At 72.2% G+C, this 24,489-nt stretch carries 22 protein-coding genes, 1 other RNA gene and 1 pseudogene; 11 read left to right on the forward strand and 13 right to left on the reverse strand.

The genetic code is table 11. The features are described 5' to 3' along the window. Nucleotides 1-783: 783 nt before the first annotated feature. Complete coding sequence (locus ACYSUO_RS36405; protein WP_461780480.1) at nt 784-1,995, reverse strand: sensor histidine kinase; 1,212 nt, start codon at nt 1,993-1,995, stop codon at nt 784-786. Between the two features lie 320 nt (nt 1,996-2,315). Between ACYSUO_RS36405 and ACYSUO_RS36410 the strand changes: the two genes are divergently transcribed. From ACYSUO_RS36410 to ACYSUO_RS36420, 3 genes are all read left to right on the forward strand, one after another. Next, nucleotides 2,316-3,170 (forward strand): MaoC/PaaZ C-terminal domain-containing protein, encoded by an 855-nt coding sequence (locus tag ACYSUO_RS36410; protein WP_461780481.1) that lies wholly within the window; start codon nt 2,316-2,318, stop codon nt 3,168-3,170. A gap of 84 nt (nt 3,171-3,254) precedes the next feature. Further along, nucleotides 3,255-4,331: a Zn-dependent alcohol dehydrogenase gene (locus ACYSUO_RS36415; protein ID WP_327670183.1), complete on the forward strand. Its 1,077-nt coding sequence runs from the start codon at nt 3,255-3,257 to the stop codon at nt 4,329-4,331. A 47-nt stretch (nt 4,332-4,378) separates the two neighbouring features. Beyond that, a complete protein-coding gene (locus ACYSUO_RS36420; protein ID WP_461780482.1) occupies nt 4,379-5,317 on the forward strand; it encodes a 3-oxoacyl-ACP reductase in 939 nt (312 codons plus the stop codon). Nucleotides 5,318-5,425: 108 nt separating this feature from the next. Here the strand turns inward: ACYSUO_RS36420 and ACYSUO_RS36425 are convergent, their stop codons facing one another. Beyond that, nucleotides 5,426-5,596 (reverse strand): hypothetical protein, encoded by a 171-nt coding sequence (locus ACYSUO_RS36425; RefSeq protein ID WP_461780483.1) that lies wholly within the window; start codon nt 5,594-5,596, stop codon nt 5,426-5,428. Between the two features lie 55 nt (nt 5,597-5,651). Further along, nucleotides 5,652-6,803 (reverse strand): hypothetical protein, encoded by a 1,152-nt coding sequence (locus ACYSUO_RS36430; protein ID WP_461780484.1) that lies wholly within the window; start codon nt 6,801-6,803, stop codon nt 5,652-5,654. 201 nt (nt 6,804-7,004) lie between these two features. On the opposite strand from ACYSUO_RS36430, the gene ACYSUO_RS36435 reads away from it, so the two are divergent. The 3 genes and pseudogenes from ACYSUO_RS36435 to ACYSUO_RS36445 all read left to right on the forward strand — a co-directional run. After that, nucleotides 7,005-7,916: a Nif3-like dinuclear metal center hexameric protein gene (locus ACYSUO_RS36435; protein ID WP_461780485.1), complete on the forward strand. Its 912-nt coding sequence runs from the start codon at nt 7,005-7,007 to the stop codon at nt 7,914-7,916. Next, nucleotides 7,913-8,656 (forward strand): zinc ribbon domain-containing protein, encoded by a 744-nt coding sequence (locus ACYSUO_RS36440; protein WP_461780513.1) that lies wholly within the window; start codon nt 7,913-7,915, stop codon nt 8,654-8,656. The genes ACYSUO_RS36435 and ACYSUO_RS36440 overlap by 4 nt, the downstream gene beginning before the upstream one ends. 94 nt (nt 8,657-8,750) lie before the next feature. After that, nucleotides 8,751-9,392: pseudogene (locus ACYSUO_RS36445) on the forward strand (histidine phosphatase family protein); the annotation flags it as partial. A gap of 10 nt (nt 9,393-9,402) precedes the next feature. On the opposite strand, the gene eda reads toward ACYSUO_RS36445, so the two are convergent. Together eda and yaaA are read right to left on the reverse strand one after the other, a co-directional pair. Beyond that, nucleotides 9,403-10,056 carry a bifunctional 4-hydroxy-2-oxoglutarate aldolase/2-dehydro-3-deoxy-phosphogluconate aldolase gene (gene eda, locus ACYSUO_RS36450; RefSeq protein ID WP_461780486.1) on the reverse strand — a complete coding sequence of 218 codons (654 nt, stop codon included), beginning with the start codon at nt 10,054-10,056 and terminating at the stop codon, nt 9,403-9,405. A 107-nt stretch (nt 10,057-10,163) separates the two neighbouring features. Continuing rightward, nucleotides 10,164-10,955: a peroxide stress protein YaaA gene (yaaA, locus tag ACYSUO_RS36455; protein ID WP_461780487.1), complete on the reverse strand. Its 792-nt coding sequence runs from the start codon at nt 10,953-10,955 to the stop codon at nt 10,164-10,166. A gap of 90 nt (nt 10,956-11,045) precedes the next feature. Here yaaA and ACYSUO_RS36460 point away from each other — a divergent pair, with 90 nt between their 5' ends. Then, nucleotides 11,046-12,491, forward strand: coding sequence for an RNB domain-containing ribonuclease (locus ACYSUO_RS36460; RefSeq protein ID WP_461780488.1), 1,446 nt, complete (start codon nt 11,046-11,048; stop codon nt 12,489-12,491). Here the strand turns inward: ACYSUO_RS36460 and ACYSUO_RS36465 are convergent. Both ACYSUO_RS36465 and ACYSUO_RS36470 read right to left on the reverse strand, forming a co-directional pair. Next, nucleotides 12,478-13,020 (reverse strand): hypothetical protein, encoded by a 543-nt coding sequence (locus ACYSUO_RS36465; protein WP_461780489.1) that lies wholly within the window; start codon nt 13,018-13,020, stop codon nt 12,478-12,480. The two genes, ACYSUO_RS36460 and ACYSUO_RS36465, sit on opposite strands and share 14 nt — an antisense overlap. A gap of 65 nt (nt 13,021-13,085) precedes the next feature. After that, nucleotides 13,086-13,850 (reverse strand): MerR family transcriptional regulator, encoded by a 765-nt coding sequence (locus tag ACYSUO_RS36470; RefSeq protein ID WP_461780490.1) that lies wholly within the window; start codon nt 13,848-13,850, stop codon nt 13,086-13,088. 84 nt (nt 13,851-13,934) lie between these two features. Here ACYSUO_RS36470 and rnpB point away from each other — a divergent pair. Further along, an RNA gene (rnpB, locus tag ACYSUO_RS36475) (RNase P RNA component class A) lies at nt 13,935-14,343 on the forward strand. A gap of 22 nt (nt 14,344-14,365) precedes the next feature. Here rnpB and ACYSUO_RS36480 read toward each other — a convergent pair. Beyond that, complete coding sequence (locus ACYSUO_RS36480) at nt 14,366-15,130, reverse strand: hypothetical protein (protein ID WP_461780491.1); 765 nt, start codon at nt 15,128-15,130, stop codon at nt 14,366-14,368. A gap of 150 nt (nt 15,131-15,280) precedes the next feature. On the opposite strand from ACYSUO_RS36480, the gene ACYSUO_RS36485 reads away from it, so the two are divergent. Next, nucleotides 15,281-16,690, forward strand: a complete 1,410-nt coding sequence (locus ACYSUO_RS36485; protein WP_461780492.1) for an MFS transporter — start codon at nt 15,281-15,283, stop codon at nt 16,688-16,690. 194 nt (nt 16,691-16,884) lie between these two features. Here the strand turns inward: ACYSUO_RS36485 and ACYSUO_RS36490 are convergent, their stop codons facing one another. From ACYSUO_RS36490 to ACYSUO_RS36505, 4 genes are read right to left on the reverse strand one after another with little or no spacing between them, the layout of a single operon-like run. Next, nucleotides 16,885-17,367 carry a hypothetical protein gene (locus ACYSUO_RS36490; protein WP_461780493.1) on the reverse strand — a complete coding sequence of 161 codons (483 nt, stop codon included), beginning with the start codon at nt 17,365-17,367 and terminating at the stop codon, nt 16,885-16,887. Between the two features lie 16 nt (nt 17,368-17,383). Continuing rightward, nucleotides 17,384-18,226: a heme ABC transporter ATP-binding protein gene (locus ACYSUO_RS36495; protein WP_461780494.1), complete on the reverse strand. Its 843-nt coding sequence runs from the start codon at nt 18,224-18,226 to the stop codon at nt 17,384-17,386. After that, complete coding sequence (locus ACYSUO_RS36500; protein WP_461780495.1) at nt 18,223-19,317, reverse strand: FecCD family ABC transporter permease; 1,095 nt, start codon at nt 19,315-19,317, stop codon at nt 18,223-18,225. The genes ACYSUO_RS36495 and ACYSUO_RS36500 overlap by 4 nt, the downstream gene beginning before the upstream one ends. 1 nt (nt 19,318) lies before the next feature. Further along, complete coding sequence (locus ACYSUO_RS36505) at nt 19,319-20,380, reverse strand: heme/hemin ABC transporter substrate-binding protein (RefSeq protein WP_461780496.1); 1,062 nt, start codon at nt 20,378-20,380, stop codon at nt 19,319-19,321. Nucleotides 20,381-20,513: 133 nt separating this feature from the next. Between ACYSUO_RS36505 and ACYSUO_RS36510 the strand changes: the two genes are divergently transcribed. Both ACYSUO_RS36510 and ACYSUO_RS36515 read left to right on the forward strand, forming a co-directional pair. Then, entirely contained in the window at nt 20,514-21,920 is a 1,407-nt protein-coding gene (locus ACYSUO_RS36510; RefSeq protein ID WP_461780497.1) for an HtaA domain-containing protein, read from the forward strand. Nucleotides 21,921-21,958: 38 nt separating this feature from the next. Beyond that, nucleotides 21,959-23,515 (forward strand): HtaA domain-containing protein, encoded by a 1,557-nt coding sequence (locus tag ACYSUO_RS36515; protein WP_461780498.1) that lies wholly within the window; start codon nt 21,959-21,961, stop codon nt 23,513-23,515. Nucleotides 23,516-23,543: 28 nt separating this feature from the next. On the opposite strand, the gene ACYSUO_RS36520 is transcribed toward ACYSUO_RS36515, so the two are convergent. Beyond that, entirely contained in the window at nt 23,544-24,449 is a 906-nt protein-coding gene (locus ACYSUO_RS36520; protein ID WP_461780499.1) for a glycosyltransferase family 2 protein, read from the reverse strand. Between the last annotated feature and the right edge of the window lie 40 nt (nt 24,450-24,489).

Here is a 24,489-nt window from a genome sequence, read left to right on the forward strand (position 1 = left end):
CGCTTGCGGTGCTCGTTGCGCCGACCCCGGCCCCACCCGGCTGCGCCGGCCCGCTCATCTCCCAGCCGCCCGCCCCCTCCGGGGCGTCGGCCCCCGGTGCTTGGCCGATGTCGGCGCTCTGCGTTTCGTTGCGCGGCACCGTGGCTCCGAGGCCGTGCCGTGGTCGGCGCCCGTCGTGATGGGTGCGCGGTACCGGGGTGCCGCCTTGCCCACCCTGCCGCCCCAGGCGGCAGATTGCCCAAGGCGCGTGCGGTCGACCGCAATGGGTGGGGAGTCGTGCGTGGGGGCGGATTGCCCGAGGCGGGTGCGGTCGGCCGCAACGGGTGGGAAGCCGTGCGTGGCGGTGGACTGCCCGAGGCGGTGGCGGTCGGCCGTTGCGGGTGGGGAGTGGTGTGTGCGGCGGGTTGCCCAAGGCGGTGGCGGCGTTGACTGCCTCGGGTGGGGAGTCGTGCGTGGGGGCGGATTGCCCGAGGCAGCGTGGTGGTCGCTTTGCCGCACTGAGGGTGGGACCAAGGCCCTGGAGGTGTGGGTAGGTGGGAGATGAGCGGAGGGACGGGCATTTTTAGCCCCTGCGGCGTTTGAGCAGCGGGGTCCGGGGCGGAGCCCCGTGTCGTAGGGCAGCGTGCTGGGCCGGAGCCCCCGGAGGGGGCGGGTGGGTGGGAGATGGGCCCATCAGCCCGCCCCGGGGCGACAGGGCGCCCGCTCCGGGCCGGAGCCCCGTGGCGTGGGGCTGCCCGGTTCGGGCGGAGCCCAGTGGAGAAGCGTGGGCCCAGCAGGGCTGCTCTAGGACGAGACGCCCCGGGGACCCGGCGAGAGCCCAGAAGAGGGGAGGGGCGCGTCCGGCGTCGGGAGTTGCGCTCGGACCTCGAAGCCGCCCGCAGGGGACTCGCCCGCCTCCAAGGAACCGCCCGCCGCCGCGAGACGCTCCGTCAGGCCCTTGAGGCCCGTGCCGCCGACGCCGGGTGCGGGGCCCGCCCCGTTGTCCGTGACCCGGAGCCGGACCACGTCGTCCGTGCCCTCCACGGCGATCGTGCAGGTCGTCGCCGCGCTGTGCCGGATCGCGTTCGTCACGGCCTCCCGCACCACCCACCCCAGCAACGCCTCCGTCCGCGCCGACAACGGCGGCCCCGACTGACGTACGACGGGCTCGATGGCCGCCGCCGTGAGGGCCGAGCGCGCCCGGTCCAGCTCCATGGCGAGGCTGCCCTCCCGGTACCCGCTCACCGCCTCACGGATCTCGGTGAGCGCCTGCCGGCCCACCGCCTCGATGTCGCTGACCTGATCGAGCGCCGCGTCGATGTCGCGCGGCGCGACACGGCGCGCGGCCTCCGACTTCACCACGATCACCGACAGCGTGTGGCCGAGCAGATCGTGCAGGTCGCGGGAGAAGCGCAGCCGTTCCTCGGCCACCGCGTTGCGCGCCAGCTCCTCCCGGGTCGCGCGCAGCTCCCGTACGGTCTCGCCGAGCGAGAGGATCGCCGCGGTCACCATCGTCGACAGGAACGTGCCGTAGCCGACGGTCGCCCCCGCGCTCGGGCTCTGCGCACCGGCGACGGCGCCGCCGAGGCAGGAGAGGACGATGGCGACCTTGGCGAGGTGCCGCCCCCGCATCGCCGCCCCGGCCGCGAGCCCGAGCAGCGGGAAGAACGCCACCCAGCTGCCGCCGTACAGACCCGCGAGCGCGCACGTCACGACGGTCATCGCGAGCAGCGCGAGACGGGTGGAGAGGGCGTCGCGGGTGGCCGGGACGAAGGACCGGAACGACACGTAGATGTAGAGGGAGTTGAAGGTCAGCAGGCCGATGCCGCCGACCCAGGGGTTCGGGGTCTCGCCCTGGAGGAGGTTCGAGAGCGCTCCGATGCCGAGGATCAGCCAGGGCATCATCGTGTACCCGTTCACCCGTGCGCCGCCGATGCCGGCGACGGGCCAGTCCTGCCTGCCCGCCCCGTCCCGACCGTCGCACTCCCGGCCGGCCGCCTTCGTCTTCGATGTCATGCCGGAAGCGTACGAAGGGGTACCCAAGGGAGGGCAGATCCGCTTGTCCCCGGATCAGCAGTACAAATGTCACCGCTGTCACGGCCGCCGCCCGGCCCCCTGGCGCTGGCATCTGACGTGGCGTCAGAAAACCCGTTCGCGACTCTTCCCAAGCCAACCGCACTTGGCTATACATGGGGATCGCCGGAGGAATGAAACAGGTTCTAGAACTGGTACGCGTGCCGCCGCGTACCGGTCTCCGGCCCGTGACGACCTCGGTGCGGCCGACGGTGCGGACGGTCGCACCGAGGTCTTGACCAGCCTTAGGAGCGTTAGCCTCTATGCCCATCGACGCCGCGAAGGCCGTAGCCGCCGAGCCCAGGTCCGCCGAGATCACCTGGGACCACAAGGACATCCAGCTCTACCACCTGGGCCTCGGCGCGGGCGTCCCTGCCACCGACCCCGACGAGCTGCGCTACACGCTCGAGTCGAAGCTGCACGTCCTGCCGAGCTTCGCGACCGTCGCGGGCGCCGGCATGGGCGTGGTCGGCGGCCTCTCCGCGCCCGGCATCGACGTGAACCTCGCCCACGTGCTGCACGGCGGCCAGACCATCGAGCTGCACCGCCCCATCCCGGTCAAGGGCAGGGCCACGACCACCTCGCGGGTCGCCGCCGTCTACGACAAGACGAAGGCGGCCGTGCTCGTCCTGCGCAGCGAAGTCGCCGACGCGGACGGCCCGTTGTGGACCAGCGACTCCCAGATCTTCGTACGCGGGGAGGGCGGATTCGGCGGCGACCGCGGACCCTCCGCGCGGCTCGAGGTCCCCGAGCGCGCCCCCGACCGCACCGTCGAGCGGCCCATCCGCGAGGACCAGGCCCTCCTCTACCGCCTCTCCGGCGACTGGAACCCGCTGCACGCCGACCCGGAGTTCGCCAAGCTGGCCGGCTTCGACAAGCCGATCCTGCACGGCCTGTGCTCGTACGGAATGACGCTGAAGGCCGTCGCGGACACGGCACTCGGCGGCGACGTATCCCGCATCACCCGCTACAGCACCCGCTTCGCCGGGATCGTCTTCCCCGGCGAGACGCTGCGCATCCGCATGTGGCAGGAGCCGGGCCGGGTGCAGGTGACGGTCACGGCCGCCGAGCGCGAGGACGCCCCGGTGCTCGCGGACACGCTCGTCGAGCACAACTGACCACCGGTACAGACACCGACGACAGCGACGTACACGGTCGCGCACAGCCACGGACGACAGCCACGTACGAAGGAGCCGCACGCCATGCGAGCAGCCGTACTGCAGGAGATAGGCCAGGACAAACTCGAGGTGTTCGACGACGTCGAGACGGTCGGCTTCGGCCCTGGCAAGGTGCGGGTCCGGCTGCGCGCCACGGGTCTGTGCCACTCCGACGTCTCCGCGATGAACGGGGTGCTGCCGCAGCCGGCCCCGTTCATCCCGGGGCACGAGGGCGCGGGCGAGGTCATCGACGTCGGCGACGGCGTCACGAACCTGACGCCAGGGCAGCGGGTCCTCATGTGCTGGCTGCCCGCCTGCGGCACCTGTCCCGCCTGCAAGCGCGGCCAGACCGAGCTCTGCCTCGCCGGATTCATGAACGCGGGCACCCCCAACTTCAAGCGCCCCGGCGGAGACGTCTTCGGCTTCGCCGGCACCGGCACCTTCACCGAGGAGGTCGTGGTCAACGCGGCCTGCGCCGTGCCGATCCCCGACGACGTGCCCTTCGACATCGCGGCGCTCATCGGCTGCGGCGTCACCACCGGGCTCGGCGCCGCGATCAACACCGCTGATGTGGCGGCCGGTTCGTCCGTCGCGGTCATCGGCTGCGGCGGCGTCGGCATCTCGGCGATCCAGGGCGCGCGGCTCAAGGGCGCGGCGGAGATCGTCGCCGTCGACCCGGTCGAGTCGCGGCGCGAGGCGGCCCTCAAGTTCGGTGCGACGAAGGCGATTTCGCCCGACGAGCTGGCCGACGCCAAGCAGAACATCACCGGCGGCGAGGGCTTCGACTACGTCTTCGAGGTCGTCGGCAAGTCCGCCACCGCCCGCACGGCGTACGACACGACGCGGCGCGGCGGCACGCTCTGCGTCGTCGGCGCCGGCGCCATGGACGACTTCCTTCAACTCAACATGTTCGAGCTGTTCTTCGACGAGAAGAAGATCCTGCCGTCGATGTACGGGGGCGGGGATGTGCTGCAGTCCTACGAGCGGGCGATCGCGCTGTGGCGGGCGGGGCGGATCGACCTGGAGTCGCTGATCACGCACCGGGTGCCGTTGGCGGAGATCAACGAGGCGCTCGACCAGATGAGGACGGGCTCGGCGCTGCGGACGTGCATCGAGCTGTAGCCACCAGCACCGTCGCGGCTCAACGATCCGAGAGGAAGCCGAAACGTATGTCAACGCCGCTCAACGGCCGCACGGCCATCGTCACCGGAGCCGGGCGCGGCCTCGGCCGTGCCGAGGCCCTCGAACTCGCCCGCCTCGGCGCCAACGTCGTCGTCAACGACTTCGGCCAGCCGGGCCGGGACGGCTCCGGTGACGCCGCCGCCGGGCCCGCCGAACAGGTCGTCGCCGAGATCGAGGCCGCAGGCGGCACCGCCACCGCGCACACCGGTGACGTGGCCGATCACCAACAGGCCCAGGAACTCGTCCAGTTGGCGGTCGACACGTACGGCCAACTGGACATCCTCGTCAACAACGCCGGCATCCTCCGCGACCGCATGATCTTCTCGATGACCGAGCAGGAGTGGGACTCGGTCATCCACGTCCACCTCAAGGGGCACTACAACACCAGCCACTTCGCGGCCCGCCACTGGCGCGAGGCCTCGAAGGCCGCCGGTGGTCCCGTGTACGGGCGCATCATCAACACCTCGTCCGAGGCGTTCCTCGCGGGCTCGGCCGGTCAGCCCAACTACGCCGCCGCGAAGGGCGGCATCGTGGGGCTCACCACCTCCACCGCGCTCGCCCTCGCCAAGTACGGCGTCACCGCCAACGTCATCTGCCCCAGGGCCCGTACCCGTATGACGGAGGACGTCTTCGCCGGGTTCGCCGAGCCGGAGGACGGGCTCGACCCGCTCGCGCCCGAACACGTCGCCCCGCTCGTCGGCTACCTCGCCTCACCCGCCGCCGCGAACGTCAACGGCCAACTCCTCGTGGTGCACGGCGGCATGGTCGCCGTCGTCGACCGGCCCAGGGTGCAGGCGAAGTTCGACACGGCCAAGGACGCGTTCACGTACGAGGAACTCGACGCGGTGCTCACGCCGCACTACAAGGACCGGCCCCCGAACGAGACGTTCGCGGCCTCGGAGGTGCTCGGCCTCAAGCACGGCTGAGCCCGGCCGAGGCGAAGGCCGACGGATACGACTGAACAGACGCGACTGAGGGGCCCGGCTTCCGCCGGGCCCCTCAGAGATACGTTTCCTCACATCGAGTGTCGAGCGTTACGCCTCATCGGCGCGCGGCCCACGATGCCGCCCGCGCGGCCTCGACTCCTGGTCGCCGCCCGTCATGGGCGGCGAGGACACCTCGCCGCGGTGTCGACCCGAGCCGCCCCGCGCATGGCGCGCCGCCTCCGTGTCGAACTCGACATCCGTGCCGTTGCCTTCCGCCATCGGAACATTCACCCCGTAAACACGTACAAGATCCTTCAGTTGCAGCCGGGCGAGTCTAACGGTCCGTGGTACGGCCACCGAGGGGCGCCTGCGCCAGTGGGACGGGGCGCGTCGCGGTGGGCTCCGGCGGTGCGGATTCCTCCTTCGGTTCCCTTCGTCGCGGGCCGGGTTCGGGCGTGGGGATCCTCGCGAGGCCGCACGGCACGTCCTCGGTGACGTACGGGAGGGAGAGCTCCCCCTCGCGCGAGAAGAAGCCGCTGCCCGCGAGCCATCCGGCCGGCGCCGCCACCTGGTGCATCCGGCCCTCCGCGGGCCGCCACAGGCCGAGCCACGGGGAGCCGCCCTCCGCGCTCGTCACGTGCAGCGCCACCGCGCAGCCCTCCGGCATCAGCGACTGGCCGGGCTGGATGGCGAACGGCGTCAGCTCGCAGTCGGCGAGGCGCAGCGACTCCGGGAAGCGGATCGGCAGCGTACTGCCCAACACGCCCCAGCCGAGCCGGAGTTGACCCGGCGTCGGGGCGTCCGAGCGGAGCAGGATCAGGCCGCTGTCGAGATCGGCGAGGAGCAGCCGGTCCTCGCTGTCCTCGGCGATCTGGAGGAGCGGGGAGACCTCGCCGCCCCGGTCCAGATCCACCACCACCGTCTTCACCGGGCCGCCGCCGTCCGCCTCCGAGGGCGCGCGGTCGAGCGCGAGCAGCCGGGCCTCGCGGGACAGCCAGACTCCGCCCGAGCAGTGCCCCGGCACCTCGGCGAGCAGCTCGGGCCCGAAGCCGGCGCCCGCCACCTGCCACACCGCGGTCGACTCCTCGCCGGCCGCCAGCGCGTACGCACACCGCCCGTCGGGCGCGGGCGGCAGCAGGGTCAGCTCCTCGCACTCCACGGCCCCGAGCGGCACCTCGCCCGTGCCGGGGCCCGTCGGGTAGAGCAGCGAGAACATCTGGCGCCCGGCGGCGGCGCGGTGGATCAGCACCCGCCCGTCGGTCAGAGGCAGCACGGCGGTGCCGGGCTCCTCGGGCTGGGGTCCTGGCAGCGGGACCGCGTACGGCTCGGGTCCGTCCAGGGTCCAGCGCTCGGGGAACCAGGAGTCGGGGCTCGCACCGTGCTGCGCGAGCCGTGCCGCATACGTCGCGTCCATCGTGAGCACACATCCGGTGTGCGGCGGTCGTGCCCGAGTCTCCGGCGTGGGTTCGGTGGCCAGGGCCGTCATGGATCAGTCACCTCCGCTTGTTCGGGCCGACGCTAGTTTTCGCACGAACCTCCGTGGCACCTCGCGCCCGCCGTTTCACACGAAAGGTGGGCCATGCCCCGAATTGGCTGTGAACCGTGAGTGCCGTGTGCTCTCCTGCTCCCTTCTTCCGGAACCGGCCGGACTTGGGGGTGGGGCGGGCGGCGCAGGTAACCTGTCTGCGTGCCCCGTCTGTCTGAAGTAACCACCGCGCTCGAAGCCCTCTGGCCCCCGGCCCTCGCCGAGGGATGGGACGCGGTCGGCACGGTCGCCGGCGACCCGGACGCCGAGGTCAGCCGGGTCCTGTTCGCCGTCGACCCGGTCCAGGAGATCGTCGACGAAGCGGTGAAGCTGGGCGCGGACCTGCTGGTCACGCACCACCCGCTCTACCTGCGCGGTACGACGACGGTGGCGGCCTCCACGTTCAAGGGCCGCGCCGTCCACACGCTGATCAAGAACGACATCGCGCTGCACGTCGCGCACACCAACGCCGACAAGGCCGACCCCGGCGTCTCCGACGCACTCGCGGGCGCCCTCGACGTCCGTGTCGTACGCCCGCTGGTCCCGGACCCCACCGACCCCGCGGGCCGCCGCGGCCTCGGCCGGGTCTGCGAGCTGGAGCACCCGCTGACGCTGCGCGAGCTCGCGGGCCGCGCCGCCGACCGGCTGCCGGCCACCGCGCAGGGCATCCGCGTCGCGGGGGACCTCGACGCGACCGTCCGTACCATTGCGGTGAGCGGTGGCTCCGGCGACAGCCTCTTCGACGACGTACGTGCGGCGGGCGTCGACGCTTTCCTCACCGCGGACCTGCGCCACCACCCGGTGAGCGAGGCCCGCGAAACCACGCCTCTCGCGCTGCTCGACGCGGCGCACTGGGCCACCGAGTGGCCCTGGTGCGAGCTGGCCGCAGCTCAGCTCGACGAGATCTCCGACCGTGAGGGATGGGGCCTGCGGGTCCACGTCTCGAAGACGGTCACCGATCCCTGGACCGCCCACGCGGCGTCCGCCCGCCCGTCGCCCGCCACCACCCCTCCAGCGAGCGCTACGCGCACCCCTTCTGACTCGTCTGTATCTACTTTTGGAGCCCCCAACTGAACGCCGCGCCCGCCGACCAGATCCGTCTTCTCGACGTCCAGGACCTGGACACCCGCCTCCAGCAGCTCGCGTACAAGAAGCGGTCGCTGCCCGAGCACGCCGAGATCGAGTCGCTGACCAAGGACCTCACGCAGCTGCGCGACCTGCACGTCGCCGCGACGACCGAGGAGAGCGACTGCGCCCGCGAGCAGACCAAGGCCGAGCAGGACGTCGACCAGGTCCGTCAGCGTGCCGCCCGCGACCAGAAGCGCCTCGACTCCGGCGCGGTCACGTCCCCCAAGGACCTGGAGAACCTGCAGCGCGAGATCGCCTCGCTCGCCAAGCGCCAGGGTGACCTGGAGGACGTCGTCCTCGAGGTCATGGAGCGCCGTGAGTCCGCGCAGGAGCGCGCGGGTGAGCTGGCCGAGCGCCTCTCCTCGGTGCAGGCCAAGGCCGACGACGCGACCGCGCGGCGCGACGAGGCGGCTGCCGTCCTCGACGCCGACATCGCCGCCGCCACCAAGGAGCGTGAGGTCGTCGCCGGGTCGATCCCTGCGGACCTGCTGAAGCTGTACGACAAGCTTCGCGAGAAGGAGGGCGGGGTCGGTGCGGCGAAGCTGTTCCAGCGGCGCTGTGAGGGGTGCCGGCTCGAGCTGAACATCACCGAGGTGAACGAGGTTCGGGCGGCGGCCGCTGACGCGGTGCTGCGGTGTGAGAACTGTCGGCGGATTCTGGTGCGGACGTCGGAGTCGGGGCTGTAGGCCACTCCAGCCCCGCCGGCGTTTGAGGCGCGGGGTGCGGGGCAGAGCCCCGCGACCGCAACGCCGGTGCGGCCTGCCGGAAGGGAAAGATGTGGCACCCCCAGACCTCGGGTCACCTTCGACGTTCGTGCTGCTGCGGCACGGGGAGACCGCGCTGACTCCCGAGAAGCGGTTCTCCGGGAGTGGGGGCGCGGACCCCGTGCTCTCCGACGTCGGGCGGCGGCAGGCCGAGCGGGCCGCCGCGGCGCTGGTCACCCGCGGTGACGTCGAGGTGATCGTGGCCTCGCCGCTCGCCCGCTGCCGCCAGACCGCCGAGGTCACCGCCGCGCGGCTCGGGCTCGACGTACAGGTCGACGAGGGGCTGCGCGAGACGCACTTCGGGGCGTGGGAGGGGCTCACGTTCAAGGAGGCCGGTGCCCGCTACCCGGACGACCTGAACGCCTGGCTCGCCTCGCCCGACGCCGCCCCGACCGGCGGGGGTGAGAGCTTCGCCGAGGTCGCGGAGCGGGTCGCCGAGGCGCGGGACCGGCTGACCGTCGCGTACCGGGGGCGTACCGCCCTGCTGGTCAGCCATGTGACGCCGATCAAGACGCTGGTGCGGCTCGCGCTCGGCGCGCCCGCCGAGGCGATGTTCCGCATGGAGCTCGCGGCGGCGTCCCTGACCACGGTCGCGTACTACGCGGACGGGAACGCGAGCGTGCGCTGCCTCAACGAGACAGCGCACCTCGGGTCGTAAACGCTCAGCGTCAGCGCAGCGACGCCGCCTCGCGGGCCAGGGCCTCCACCCGGCCCCAGTCCTTCGCCGCGATCGCGTCGGCCGGGAGCATCCAACTGCCGCCCACGCAGCCGACGTTCTTCAGCGCGAGGTAGCCGGGCGCGTTGGCCGGGGAGACGCCGCCCGTGGGGCAGAAGCGGGCCTGCGGCAGCGGGCCCGCCAGCGACTTCAGGTACGCGGTGCCGCCCGCGGCCTCCGCCGGGAAGAACTTCATCTCCTGCACGCCGCGCTCCAGCAGCGCCACGACCTCCGACGTCGTGGAGACGCCGGGCAGGAACGGCACGCCCGACCCCTTCATCGCGTCGAGCAGCGTGTCCGTCCAGCCGGGGCTGACCAGGAAGCGGGCGCCCGCGGCCACCGAGTCGGCGACGTTCGCGGGGTTGATCACGGTGCCCGCGCCGACGACGGCGTCCGGGACCTCTGCGGCGATCGCCTTGATCGCGTCGAGCGCGGCGGGCGTGCGCAGGGTCACCTCGATGGCGGGGAGGCCGCCCGCGACGAGCGCCCGCGCGAGCGGCACCGCGTCGGCGATGTCCTCCACCACGACGACGGGAACGACGGGGGCGAGATCCAGCACGGAGGCGGAGGCGGCCGAGGTGGCGGCGGCGTCAGAGGAGGAGGTCATGGGGTCATCCTGCCCCGCCCGTAGCAGCCTGCGCAAAGGGCGTTGCACATGCTGCAATCGGCGAACCGCTGGGCCGTCGGACCGCCGGACCGCTGGGCCGCCGGGGCTCAGTGGACCTCGTCCACCAGTACGTCCAGGTTCCACGGCCGCCCGGCCTTCGCGGGCTCCTCGACCTCCACGACGTAACCGAGGTCCCGCAGTACGTCGACGAGCTCGGCGGGTCCGGCCGGCGCGGACCCCGCCATCAGCAGCGACCGGACGATCCGCCCCTTGGTCGCCTTGTTGAAGTGGGAGACGACCTTGCGGGTCGGCGCGTGCAGCACGCGCACCGTCGCCGTCCGCTCCGCGATCGTGCCGTCCGAGGCCTTCGGCTTCCACGCGCTCGCGTACGCCGACGAGCGGAGGTCGAGGACGAGCCCGTCCCCGGCGGCCTCCGGCATCACCTCGGCCATCGGCCCGCGCCAGTACGCCCCGAGCGCGCCGAGGCCCGGCAGCTTCACGCCCATCGAGCACCGGTAGGAGGGGATCCTGTCGGTGACGCCGACCGCGCCCCACAGGCCGGAGAAGACGAGCAGCGACTTCGCCGCCCGCTTCTTCGCGGCCGCGTCGAGGGAGGCCAGGTCCAGGGCGTCGTACAGGACGCCCGTGTAGATCTCGCCGGCCGGGCGCGCGCCCGCCGTGCGCAGCTCCGTGTTCTTGGCGATCTCGCCGCGCAGCCCCTCGCTCAGGCCGAGCACCTCGCGCGCCTTCTCCTCGTCGGCGCTGCACAGCTCGACCAGTTCGTCGAGGACGGCCGCCCGCGCCTCGGCGAGCCCCTGGAGGGCGAGGCCCTCGGGCTTCAGCGGCGCCCCGCGTCCGGAAGCGGCCTTACCCTCCGACGGCGGCAACAGCACAAGCACGGGGCACTCCTCAAGCACGTACGGAACAACTGTCGATCGAGGCCCAGCCTACGGCGTGCCTTCCCCGCGGCCCGCGCCTACGCTCGTGCCATGCCCCGCCGCCACTTGCGAGTGACCGGCGCGGCACGGGAGCCGCTCGGTGCCGTGCTGCGCGAACTGCGTACGAAGCTGGAGGTGCCCGAGGAGTTCCCGGCCGACGTCGTCGCGGAGGCGGAGCGGGTCGCGGCCGATCCGCCGTGGCTGCCGGACCGCGACGAGACGGCGATCCCCTTCTTTACGATCGACCCGCCGACGTCCACCGATCTCGACCAGGCCATGCACCTGTCCCGGCGCCCCGGCGGCGGCTACCGCGTGCGGTACGCGATCGCCGACGTCGCCGCGTACGTCGCACCCGGCGGCGCCCTCGACGTCGAGGCGCACCGCCGCGTCACCACGCTCTACTTCCCCGACGAGAAGGTCCCGCTGCACCCCACCGTGCTCAGCGAGGGTGCCGCCAGCCTGCTGCCCGACCAGACCTGCCCGGCCGTCCTGTGGACGATCGACCTGGACGCCGACGGGCGCGCCGAGTCCACCGACGTCGTCCGCGCCCTCGTCCGCAGCCGCGCCAAGCTCGACTACGCGGGCGTGCAGAAGGCCATCGACGACGGGAGCGCCGAGGAGCCGGTCGCCCTGCTCAAGGGCATCGGGCTGCTCCGCGAACAGCTGGAGGTCGAGCGCGGCGGCATCTCGCTCAACGTGCCCGAGCAGGAGATCGTCGCGAGCGACGCCGCGTACGAACTCGCCTACCGGGCCCCGCTGCCCGCCGACTCGTGGAACGCCCAGATCTCGCTCCTCACCGGCATGGCCGCCGCCGACCTGATGCTCGCGGCCGGTACCGGCATCCTGCGCACGCTGCCCACCGCCCCCGACGGCGCGGTCGGCCGACTGCGCCGCACCGCGCACGCGCTGCACATCGAGTGGCCGCACCACGTCCCCTACTCCGACCTGGTCCGCTCCCTCGATCCGCGCATCCCGCACCACGCGGCGTTCCTCCAGGAGTGCACGACGCTGTTGCGCGGCGCGGGCTACACGGCCTTCCACGGTGGCGAGACCCCGGCCCTCGCCACGCACGCCGCCGTCGCCGCGCCCTACACCCACTGCACGGCCCCGCTGCGCCGCCTCGTCGACCGTTACGCGTCCGAGCTGTGCCTGGCCGCGTGTGCCGAACGGGGCGTTCCCGAATGGGTGTTGACGGCTCTGGACGCCCTCCCGAAGGAGATGGCGGACGGCACCCGGCGGGCGAACACCGTGGAGCGCGAGTGCGTCGACATCGTCGAGGCGGCGCTCCTGCGGCACCGGGTCGGCGAGCTCTTCGACGCGGTGGTGGTGGACGTGAAGGACCGCGAACCGGCCGCCGGTACCGTGCAGTTGACCGAGCCGGCCGTCGTCGCCCGGGTCGAGGGCGGTACGGCCGCGCTGCCGCTGGGGGAGCGGCTGCGGGTCCGGCTCACGCAGGCGGACCCGGGCTCGACGAAGGTGCTGTTCACGCCGGCGTGAGCCGCTGCTCCAGGAGGCGCGCGAGCCGCTCGGGATCCTCCGCGTGCAACCGCACCAGACGGATGTCCTGCGGCCGCCCGAAGAACGTGAAGTGTTGTACAGGGGAGGCGAGTTCGATGGTGACACTGGTCTGCGCGCCGACATCCAGATTCAGCTCGCCCTCGCGCGGTGTGTGCGTGTACTTGTTCTCGTGGCGCACGGCGGCGATCCGCTCCAGTGGTATCCGCAGATCCACGTGGGCGGCGCGACGCACCCGTATCGCGTCATCGGTGACCACGTGCGGCCGGGTGACGGACGCCGCGTGCAGGCCGAGCACCATCAACACCGTGTAGACGTCGAGGACCAGGACGACGTGGTGGAGCGTGGGCCAGTCGCGCAGCAGCGCCCACATCCCGACGGACTCGACGACGCACACGAACGTGACGCCGTACATCATCACGGCCTGACCACGCGCGTACGGAAAGACGCTCGCCCCGACCGGAACCCCGTGCCGCCGCCGCGCCACCCACCGCACAAGGCTGACAAACACCCGCACCTCATGCCCAACGATCCGGCGGACTGTGGCGAGGGCGCGCCGCGACGTCCGGAGTGCTGTCACGGCGCACCGCCCTCTGCGGCCGTCCGCAGCGCACGCCGGACGGCCTCGGCCTGGGCGGGGGAGAAGTCGGCGAGGAAAGTGTCGAGCAGCGCCTTCCCGTCCCCGAGCGCCTCGCCGGCCGGCAGATCCGGCGGCACGCACGCGGCCAGCGCCCGCGCCGCCTCGGCCACCCGGGGGTCGTCCACCGGGGCGGCGGCGAGCGCGTCGAGCCTCGCGTACACGTCCCGGGCGGCCGCGAGGGCGTCGGGGCCGGAGAGGGCGGGCAGCAGCACCGACATCAGCCGCTCGCGATCCTCGGGCGGTGCCGCCGTGTCGATGAGGGCGAGCACCTCGCGGTCCTTCGCGGCCATCGGCGAGTCGAGCAGGTCGTCCTCCAACTCGCCGAGGAACGCGGTCAGTTCGGGCGACAGCGGCCCCTCGGCGGGCAGCCGCCCCCGTTCGGCGTCGGACAGCAGGGACCGCAGCCGCTCCCGCCGCGCATGGATGGCCGCCTCCTGCCGGGCCAGATCGGCGTCCAGTTCGGCGAGCACCTCGACGAGGTCGCGCCCCGCGTCCTCCGCGAGCACGTCCCGCACCTCGGGCAGCCCGAGCCCCAGCTCGGTCAGGCGCCGGATCCGGGCGAGCTCGATGGCGTGCCGCAGCCCGTACTCCCGGTACCCATTGCCGAGCCGCTCGGGCTCGGGCAGCAGTCCGAGGTGGTGATAGTGCCTGATGGCGCGTGTGGTGACACCGACGATCCGGGCCAGCTCTCCGATCCGCATGACCTCAGTAGAAACGTTGACGCTACGGCAGGGTCAAGCGGACGGGGCCCTCCGCACCGCCGGGTAGGATGGCCGCACGGCAGACGAGCCGGGCGGGCGGCCGCGTGGGGTTCTTCGGAACCTCCCGAGGAACGTCCGGGCTCCACAGGGCAAGGTGGTGGCTAACGGCCACCCGGGGTGACCCGCGGGACAGTGCCACAGAAAACAGACCGCCGGGGACCGCAAGGCCCTCGGTAAGGGTGAAACGGTGGTGTAAGAGACCACCAGCGCCTGAGGCGACTCAGGCGGCTAGGTAAACCCCACCTGGAGCAAGGTCAAGAGGGACCGCCTCTTCGGAGACGGTTCTGCGCGGACGATCGAGGGCTGCCCGCCCGATGTCCGCGGGTAGACCGCAGGAGGCCGGTGGCAACGCCGGTCGTAGATGGATGGCCGTCTCCCCGAGGCCCGCGAGGACCTCGGGTGACAGAACCCGGCGTACAGCCCGACTCGTCTGCCGCTCACACCTCCGGCCACCGTCAGAGCGCCGCGCCGTGCGTGGAGCGGATCTGCTGGCGGCGGTGGTCCCGCTTCTCCTGGCGGCGCTGCTTGCGCTTCTTCGGGGTGTGCTCCGTTTCGTGGTCCTCGTCCGTGGTCGCCTCTGCGGCGGCCTGCTCCGCGGGCTCCCGTATCAGGGAGTCGTCGAGGAGGTCCTCCGGTGGGGCCGTGAGGGATGCCGTCCAGTCGGCGGACTCGCGGGTCGCGCCGTTCACCGCGGGGCTCAGGCGGATGCGCAGGTCGTCCAGGTCCGCCGCCGGGACGCGGAAGGCGTAGGTCGTGGTGCCGGTGCGGCGGCGGCGCAGTTCGGTGTGCAGGCCGGCGAGGATGTCCTGGTCGGCGTCGTACGTGCGGACGGCACGGGTGTCGCCCGCCCACATCTGGACGCGGGCGGTGAGACGCATCCGTACGCCGCCCTTCGCGCGGCGCAGCGCGTCGGAGCGCTCCTTGGTGTGCTGCTCGACCGCCCTCGTGTGCGCGGCCTCGCTGGAGTAGCCCCTGCGCGGCGCGCGACGCGGGTGCTCGGCGTGGTGCGCACGCATGGCGCGGCGCACGCCCGGGGCCATGTTCTTCACGCGGACCGTGAAGCGGACGTAGGTGTCACCCTCCTCGTGGTCCCGGTCCAGGTAGGTGGGCGCGAAGGGTTCTATCTCGTCGATCGTCACGGCGAGGCCGCTGTCGAGCGTGGTCCACTCGCCCACTTCCGGGGCTGTGTCCGGTTCTGCCGTGTCGGCGTCCGTGGGCATGAGTCCGCCTTTCAAGTGGATAGGGGTTATGTCCAGTATGCGAGTAATGGCTGTGTAAAGGGATGCGGGGCGTATGCGCAGGTGAGGAAGGTGCGGAGAGGAAGAATTGCCTCTTCATTTACGTGCCACTTACAGCTAGCGTCTGTGGGCATGAGTGAGCAGGGCGTCACGGGGGCTGCCGCAACCCCGGACACGAACGACAGCGACAGCACGGATCCGGTCGGCAGGCTCGACCGGTTGCCCGTAGGGCCCTGGCATCGCCGGCTGACCGCGATCGTCGGCATCGGTGCCTTCTTCGACCTCTACGAGGTGTTCCTCGGCGGCGTGCTCGCCGCCGCGCTCGCCGAGTCCTGGCAGCTGTCCGGCACCGAGAAGTCGTGGCTGATCGCCTCCGGGTTCCTCGGCATGTTCGTCGGCGCGAACGTGCTGTCCGTGCTCGCCGACCGGTTCGGGCGGCGCAAGATGTTCCTGGTCAACCTGGGGATGTACTCGCTGTTCTCGCTGGCGTGCGCCTTCGCGCAGGACGCCACCCAGCTCTCCGTGCTGCGGTTCCTCGCCGGGCTCGGGCTCGGCGCCGAACTGGTGCTCGTCGACACGTACTTGGCGGAGTTCCTGCCCCGCAAGGTGCGCGGGCGCTACATCGCCTGGGCCTACACCCTCGGCTTCGTCGGCGTGCCCGTCGCGGCGCTGCTCGGCGCCCGACTCGTCGCCAAGCACGAGCTGTTCGGCATCGACGGCTGGCGCTGGCTGCTCGTCGCGGGCGCGCTCGGCGCCGCGTTCATCCAGCTCCTGCGGACCCGGCTGCCGGAGTCGCCGCGCTGGCTGGCCTCGCGGGGACGGACGGCGGAGGCGGACGCGGTGGTGCGGGACATCGAGGAGCGGGTGGGTGTCACCACGGAGGCGGCTGCTCCCGTTGTTCCGGCCCCGCGCGCCGAAACCCCGGAACCGGCCGCCGCGAAGGTCCCGCTGGGCCAGATGTTCAAGGCCCCGTACGCGCGCCGCACCGTCATGTGGTGGATCTTCCAGATCCTGCAGACCGTCGGCTACTACGGCTTCGGTTCGCTGGCCCCGGTCGTCCTCCAGGCCAAGGGGCACACCGTCACGGAGTCCCTCTCGTACGCGGCCCTCAGCTACCTCGGCTACCCGGTGGGCTCGGCGCTGTCCGTGCCGCTGATCGACCGGATCGAGCGGCGCACGCTCATCATCCTGTCGGCGCTCGGGATCGCCGCGTTCGGCCTGGTCTTCGGGTTCGCGGAGGCGTCCTGGCTGATCGTCGGGGCGGGCTTCCTGCTCACCGTCAGCAGCAACGTCTTCTCGAACGCCTTCCACGTCTACCAGACGGAGATCTTCCCGACGGGCATGCGCTCCAGCGCCATCGGCATTGCCTACTCGCTGTCCCGGCTCACCTCGGTCGTGCTGCCGTTCATCGCGATCGACGTGCTCGAGGACCTGGGCGCGGACGCGGTGTTCATCGGCTCGGGTGTGCTGATGCTGATCCTGTGCCTGAACGTACGGATCCTGGGGCCGCGGACGACGGGGCGGAGCCTGGAGTCGATCTGACGGCAGGGTCTAGGGTCCTTCTGACGGATCAGGCTGGATGCGGGAGGCCGCACGATTCGGCTCCGTGAGCGGGGTCTGGTGCGTGCAGCTGCAAGGCGGAGGAGGGCGTCAACGCGGAGCGTTGGCAACCGACGACAACGCCGCAGATGTGCGTGCCAGGGCCCGCGACTCCAGCAAGATCCGTCAGAAGGGCCCTAGGAGGGTGGGTTCACGTGGGGGCGGGACGCCGCGATGAACTGGTGGATGAGGCCGCGCGATTCGTCGCGTACGACCCTGAGTTGCTCGCGGTCGTCGGCCGTGGGGATGCGGTCGACGGACGCCATCGCCTCTTGGGCGAGGCCGGCAAGCGACGGGGCCTCGGTGAGCAGCTCGACGCGGAACATCGCCTCCATCGCCGCCGCCCTCAACCGGAAGGCCTCGCGCCGCAGTTCGTGCACGTCCGCCGTCTCGCCGGGCCGGTCGACGTGCTCGGGGAACCAGCGATCCAGCTGCCCCCGCCGGTAGTTGGCGAGCGCCCCGCCGAACGCGCAGTACGCGTCGATGCGTTCCTGGCGGAGCCGTTCCGTGCGCGTGAAGTCCTGGCCGCGGGCGGCCGTGCGGCTCTGCAGTACGTGGCTGAGGCCCGCGCCCATGAGGGTGCCGAGGACCGCTATGACGCTGGTGATGACGACGACCATGGGTACACCCAACCAGTCACGGCCGTACCGGCACCACCAGAGGTGTCCCGGTCCGCGGGTGCGGCAGCACCTCGACCGGGTGCTGGTACACGTCGCTGAGCAGCGGTCCTTCGAGCACCTCGGACGGCGGGCCGACCGCCGTGATGCGCCCGTCGTGCAGCACCGCGACCCGGTCGGCGTGCGCGGCGGCCAGGCCCAGGTCGTGCAGGACGACGGCCACCGCGTCGCCCGCGGCGGCCCGTTCCCGGCACACCCGCAGGACCAGTTCCTGGTGGCGCAGGTCGAGCGCGGCCGTCGGCTCGTCCAGGAGCAGCAGCCCCGCGCACTGGGCGAGGATCCGGGCCAGGGCGACCCGGGCGCGCTCGCCGCCGGACAGCGCCGAGAAGGGGCGGGCGGTGAACGCCTCGGTCTCCGTCGCCGCGAGGGCCGCCGCGACCGCCGCGTCGTCCTCGTCCTCGCGCTCCGTGCCCGCCCACGGCGCCCGGCCCATCCGGACGACGTCCGCCACCGGGAACGGGAAGGAGAGCGTCGCCGACTGCGGCAACAGGGAGCGGCGCAGCGCGAGTTCGGCCGGTGACCAGGCATCGGTCGGCCGTCCGTGGATGCGCAGCTCGCCGGATGCGGCCGGGAGGTCCGCCGCCAGGGCCGCCAACAGGGTTGATTTCCCGGCCCCGTTGGGCCCGACCAGTGCGAGCACCTCGCCCGCTCGCACGTCCAGGTCGACGCCGGACAGGACCGGCCTCCCGCCCAGGTCCACGTGCAGGGCGCGGGCCTCGGCGACCGTGTCCCCGGCGGCGTACCGCTCGGGCAGCGTGCGGTGGCGCGGGCCCCGCAGCAGCGTGCTCCAACGGCCCTTCATGCCCAGCCTCCTTGCTTACGACGGGTGCGGCGCAGCAGCCAGAAGAAGAACGGGCTGCCGGTCAGCGCGGTGAGCACCCCGATGGGCAGTTCGGCGGGCGCCGCCACCGTGCGGGCGGCGAGGTCGGCCGCGACCAGGACGGCGGCGCCGCCGAGCGCGCTGCCCGGGACCAGGAAACGGTGTCCCGGACCCGCGAGCATCCGCAGCAGGTGCGGGATCACCAGGCCCACGAAGCCGATGACACCGGAGACCGCCACGGCCGCCGCCGTAAGGAGCGCGATGACGAGGATCAGCGTGATCCGGAGCCTCTCGACATCGACGCCCAGGTGCCGAGCCGGGCGTTCGCCGAGCGACAGCAGGTCCAGCTTGCGGGAGTAGAAGGGCGCCAGGAGCAGCCCGACGGCCGCGCAGGGCAGCACCGCGAGCACCTTCGGCCAGGTCGCCTGCGCCAGCGAGCCGAGCTGCCAGAACGTGATCTGGTTGACGGCGGCGGCATCGGCGTAGGAGAGGAACAGACCGATCAGGGCGCCCGCGAAGGCGTTCACGGCGATGCCCGTGAGGATGAGCGTGACGACCTCCGTGCGGCCGCCCGAGCGGGACATCACGTACACGATCAGGACCGTTGCGAGGCCCGACACGAACGCGCAGGCCGTGATGGTCCACGTACCGAAGAAGTTCAGGCCGAGCGCGATGCAGGCCACCGCGCCGACCGCCGCGCCCGAGGAGATCCCGATGACGCCGGGCTCGGCGAGCGGGTTGCCGAACACGCCCTGCATGAGCGCGCCTGCGCAGCCGAGCGAGGCGCCGACGAGGAGGGCGAGGACGACGCGGGGCAGGCGTACGTTCCACAGGACGGATTCGCCGACCCGGTCGAGCGCGGCACCTCCCAGGCCGAGCCGGTGCTGCACGGACCCGAGGATGTCCCCCGGTGCGATGCCGTACGCCCCGATCCCGGCGGAGACCAGGGCGAGGACGACCAGGGCCGAGGCCAGACAGAGCGTCAGAAACCATGTGCGACCGCGTGGTTGGGGGCTTGGCGGTCCGTCGGGTGGCGCTCCGGGCGCCGTGGGTTTCGTCACCGTCGCCGCCATGTCACGCGCCGTCCTTCCCGTACAGCTGGTCCACGATCGAGCGCAGCACCTGGTCCGTGCGCGGGCCGTAGTTGAGGAGTACGCCGTCGTCGACGGAGACCACCCTGCGGTCGACGCCCGCCGGGGTCTCGGCGACGCCGGGGATCTTCACCAGGCCGTCCATGCCCCCGACGGAGTCGAGTCCCTTGGTCATGACGAGGATCGCGTCCGGCGCGGCCTTCGCGAGGGCCTCACTGGTGATCGCGGTGAAGTCCTTCTTCAGGCCCGAGTCCGCGCCCGCGTCGACCGCGCCCGCCGCTTGGAGCAGTGAGGTCGCGCCGGACTCCTTGCCGCCGATGAGGTAGACGGAGGCCGAGCCGCGGAGGTAGAGGAAGGCGACGCGCGGCTTGTCGCCGTGCCGCGCCGGGATGTCCTTCTGCACGGCCGCGATCCGGTCCTCCGACCGCTGCGTCAACTCCCGCCCGGCGGACGGGACTCCGAGTGTTTTCGCGACCGCCTGGATACGGGTGCCGACGTCGTCGAGGCCCTTCGCCGGGTCGATCACGACGACCGGGACGCCCGCGTCGCGGATCTGCTGCATCGCCTCGTCGGGGCCCGAGGTCGTCTCGGCGAGGACCAGGTCCGGCTTGAGCGAGAGCACGTTCTCCGCGGAGACGTCGTGGTTGCGGGTGACCACCGGCAGCTTCTTCGCCTGGTCGAACGTGGCCGTGATGTCCCGCGCCACGACCCGCTTGCCGAGCCCGAGGGTGAAGGCGATCTCGCTGAGGCTGCCCGACAGCGGAACGATCCGGTCGGCCCGCTTCACCGTGACCTTCTCGCCGTCGGCCGAGGTCACCGTGGCCGGGAGCTCCGGTTTCGGTGTCGGGGCGAGCGGTTCGAGGCGGTTCGAGGTCGCGGCCGCCTTGGCTCCGCCGCCGGATCCGGTCGCATCCGTCCCCGCGTTCGTCTTGGTGGAGCCGCCGCCGCAGGCCGTGGCGAACAGGGCGAGGACGGCGACGAGTACGCAGATCAGCGCGCCGGTCCGTCGGATGGCGGGCGGGGCGGGAGCGGCTGGCGTCGGCACGCGGGTTCCGTCCTGTCGTAAGCGGAGGGGCTGTTGGCAGAAGCGATCATAGTTTAGGTTAGCCTTACCTAAGTCGCCAGGGTCTGCGTCAGGACCCTGTGGCGTCTGGTGCTGGAGTCCCGGAGGAACCGTCATGATCCGACGCGCACCCCTACGCGTCTTTGCTCTCGCCCTGTTCGCGGGCCTGCTCGCCGCCCTGCTGCCGGCCCCCGGAGCGCACGCCGCGACCCGCACCGTGCAGGGCGGCCGGCTCGACTGGGGCGTCAAGTCGTCCTTCCAGAGCTACATCACAGGGCCCATCGCGAAGGGGAGTTACACCCTGACCGGGGGAGCGGCGACCGTCGGCGCGAGCGGGTTCCGCTTCCACTCGGCCAGCGGCGGCTACGACGGCTCGACCGGCGTCTTCAACTCCTCGTTCTCCGGCGGCGTGCACTTCGTCGGGCACAAGAAGGACGACGGTTCGCACGAACTCGACATGACGATCAGCAACCCGAGCGTCCGCATCGCGGGCGGCGGCGGGACGCTCCACGTCGATGTCGTGAGCAAGGCGAAGGGCACCGGGACGGTCACGTCGTCCCGTCAGGTGCCCTTCGCCTCCCTCTCCCTGGGCGGGATCGACATGAAGGGCGACGGCAACGCCGTGACCCTCAACGGCGTGCCCGCCACGCTGACTTCGCAGGGCGCCAAGTCCTTCGCCGGCTACTACACGGCGGGCACCGCGCTCGACCCGGTCAGCCTGTCCGCCGACGTCGAGCCCAAGAAGGACGCCGCGAAGCCTTCACCCACCGCGACGGTCGGGGCCGAGGAGAAGAAGGCCAAGAAGGACGACACCGACACGGACACCGGCACCGTCCGGGACGGAGCCGTCGACTGGGGCGTGCGCCGCACCTTCCGGGAGTACGTCACCGGCGACATCGCCCAGGGCGAATGGAAGCTCGCCGACGGGGCGCGGGACGGCGGCGCGCTGTTCCGCTTCCCCGAGGGCGAAGGGTCGTACGACAAGAAGAAGCAGACCCTGGACGCCGAGTTCACCGGGTCGGTGCGGTTCACCGGGAAACACGGGCTCGACCTGAAGTTCGCGGACGTGTCCGTCGACGTGGCCGACGGCAAGGGCACGCTGCGCGCCGACGTCACCGGCGAAGGCCGAACCCGTGAGGACACCGCGCTCGTGACCTTCGACGTCGACGAACTCGCCGCGAAGGACGGGCTCGTACGGGTCGACGAGGCTCCGGCGAAGCTCACCGCCGCCGGGGCGAAGGCCTTCGGCGGCATGTACCGCAAGGGGGCCGCGATGGACCCGGTCTCCCTCGCGGTCGCGCTCGACGCCGACGCCGCACTGCCCGCACTTCCGGACCTCGGCAGCTCCGCCTCGCCGAGCCCCGACAACAGCTCCGCCGCCCCGAAGGCCAAGTCCGCCTCGGCGGCGGAGGGTTCGGGGCTCTCCGGTGGCGCGGTCTCCGGGATCGTCGCCGTCGTGGCCCTCGTGCTCGCCGCCGCCGGATTCCTGGTCCTTCGCTCGCGCCGTTCCCCGCGCCCCTGAACGGGCTCTCCCACTTGAAGAGTTGAGGTAAGCAGCAGATGTCCCGCACTGGAAACCCCATCACCAGACACCCGATAGCCCTCGCCGCCGCGACCGCCGTCGCACTCGGCAGCGGCGCGCTGAGCCTCCCCGCCTTCGCCGCCGAAAAAGCCGCTCCCGGCGCCGAAAAGGCCGCGCCCGGCATCGAGTTGAAGGACGGCACCCTCGACTGGGGCATCAAGGAGTCCTTCCGCAAGTACGTCACCGGCATCGCCCTCGGGAAGATCGATGCCAACGACGGGGCCACGCAGGCCGCCGACAACGGCGCCTTCACCTTCGGCGGCGGCACGGGCACGTACGACACGGCGACGCACGGCACGGACACGAAGTTCAAGGGCGCAGTCCGGTTCGCCTCCATCGCGCACCGCTTCGACATCAAGGTCGCCGACGTGAAGGTGGTGACCTCCGGCAAGACCGGTCACATCGGCGCCGACGTCACCCTCAACGGCTCGACCCAGAACGACATCGAGTTCGCCACGCTCGACCTGTCCGCCGTGAAGCCGGGCCAGGGCGCGGGCGGCGCCATGACCTTCAAGGACATCCCGGCGACGCTCACCGCCGACGGCGCCAAGGCGTTCAACGGGATGTACAAGGAGGGCACCGCCCTCGACCCGGCGACCCTGACCGTCACCGCGGCCTCCGCCCCCACCTCGCCGGCGCCGACCAAGCCCCCGACGAAGTCGCCGTCCCCGACCGACACGGCCACCACGGCGCCGAAGCCCACGAAGACCGCGACCCCGACCGGCAAGCCGAGCGCGTCCGCGTCGACGGCCCCCGCGGCCGCCGTCTCCGGCGAGATCGTCGACGGCAATCTGGACTGGGGCGTCAAGGAGTCCTTCCGTACGTACATCACGGGGCCGATCGCCAAGGGCAAGGTCGAACTCTCCGGCGGCGCGGGCAAGAACGGCTCGGGCTACCGGTTCGGCGACGCGAGCGGCAGCTACGACGCCGACGCCAAGTCGCTGGACGCGAAGTTCGCGGGCAAGGTCCGCTTCCTCGGGCACAAGGAGGGCGGCGAGTACGCCCTCGACCTGCAGTTCAGCGAGCTGCGCGTGACGGCGGAGGGCGGCAGCGGCAAGCTCGTCGCCGACGTCTCCAGCAAGGACCAGGAGACCGGGAAGGTCTCCACGTACGACGGTCTGACCGTGGCCACCCTGAAGCTCGGCTCCGGCGCCCTGACCGCGAAGAACGACGTCGTCGAGCTGGACGGCGCCGCCGCCACCCTCACCTCGGGCGGCGCCAAGGCCTTCGGCGGCTTCTACGAGGCGGGCGCCGCGCTCGACCCGGTCACCGCGGCCGTCTCCCTCGACGAGAACGCCGAGCTTCCCGCGGGCTCCAACGGCGGTACGAGCGGCGGCACTTCGGGCACCACGGGCGGCACCGGCAGCGTCGGAACCGGCTCAACCACGGGCGGCACCGGCTCCACCACGGGTGGTTCGCTCGCCGCCACCGGCTCCGACGTCCCGGCCGGACCGCTCGCCGCGGCCGCCGCGCTGATCGCCGCGGCCGGTGCGGGCACGGTGTACGCCACGCGCAGGCGGCGCACGCGGTCCTGACCGCCCGCGCCCGGCCGTCGGTCGCCCGTCAGATCAGCGGCGGGCGGCCGAGCCGCGTCATCCGCCACACCGTCCGCCAGCGCATCGGGCGGCGCTCCCCGGCGGACGCGCGCAGCCCTTCCGCGAAGCCACCGGCCCAGGCGCGCAGGCCGCCGAGCGACCTCGTACGCAGCAGCGTGATGCCCGTCCATACCGCCAGGTACAGCGGGATCAGCGGGAGGGGGAGGCGGCGGCGGGCCAGCCACACCCGGTTCCGGGCGGTCATCCGGTGGTAGACGGCGTGCCGGGCCGGGGACGTCTTCGGGTGCTGGAGCAGCAGCGACGGCTCGTACAGCACCTTCCAGCCCGCATCCAGCGCCCGCCACGCGAGGTCGGTCTCCTCGTGCGTGAAGAAGAAGTCGGCGGGCCAGTCGCCGATCTCGTCGAGCATCTTCATCGAGAAACCGTGCGCGCCACCGAGGAACGCGGTCACGAGGCCCCGCTTCATCGGGTCCTTCGCGCGCAGGCGCGGCACATGGCGACGCTGGGTCTCACCGAGCTCGTCGGCGATCCGGAAGCCGACGATGCCGAGCGCCGGGTCATCCTCATACAGCCGCTGAATGGTGGAGAACACATCGGCGTCGACGAGCAGCCCGTCGTCGTCCAGCTCCACGGCCACGTCCACGTCGCCGAACTCGCGCAGCCGGGCGAGGGCGACGTTGCGGCCGCCGGGGCAGCCGAGGTTCTCGTCCAGCTCGACCGTCGTGACCTCGAACGGGTAGCCGGGATACGCGGGCAGCGGCGTCCCGTTGCCGATCATGACGACGCGGGTCGGCACCGCATCCTGCTTGGCCACCGATTCCAGGAGGGCGGTCACGTCCTTGGGCCGATTGCCCATGGTGACGATGGCCACACCCAGGCGCGGGTGTTCGGTGCTTCGGTGCCTGTCAGTCATGGCGGCGATGGTAGTCGTTCACCTGACGCCCCCTACCCGC

It is taken from the genome of Streptomyces sp. UC4497, assembly GCF_054871485.1.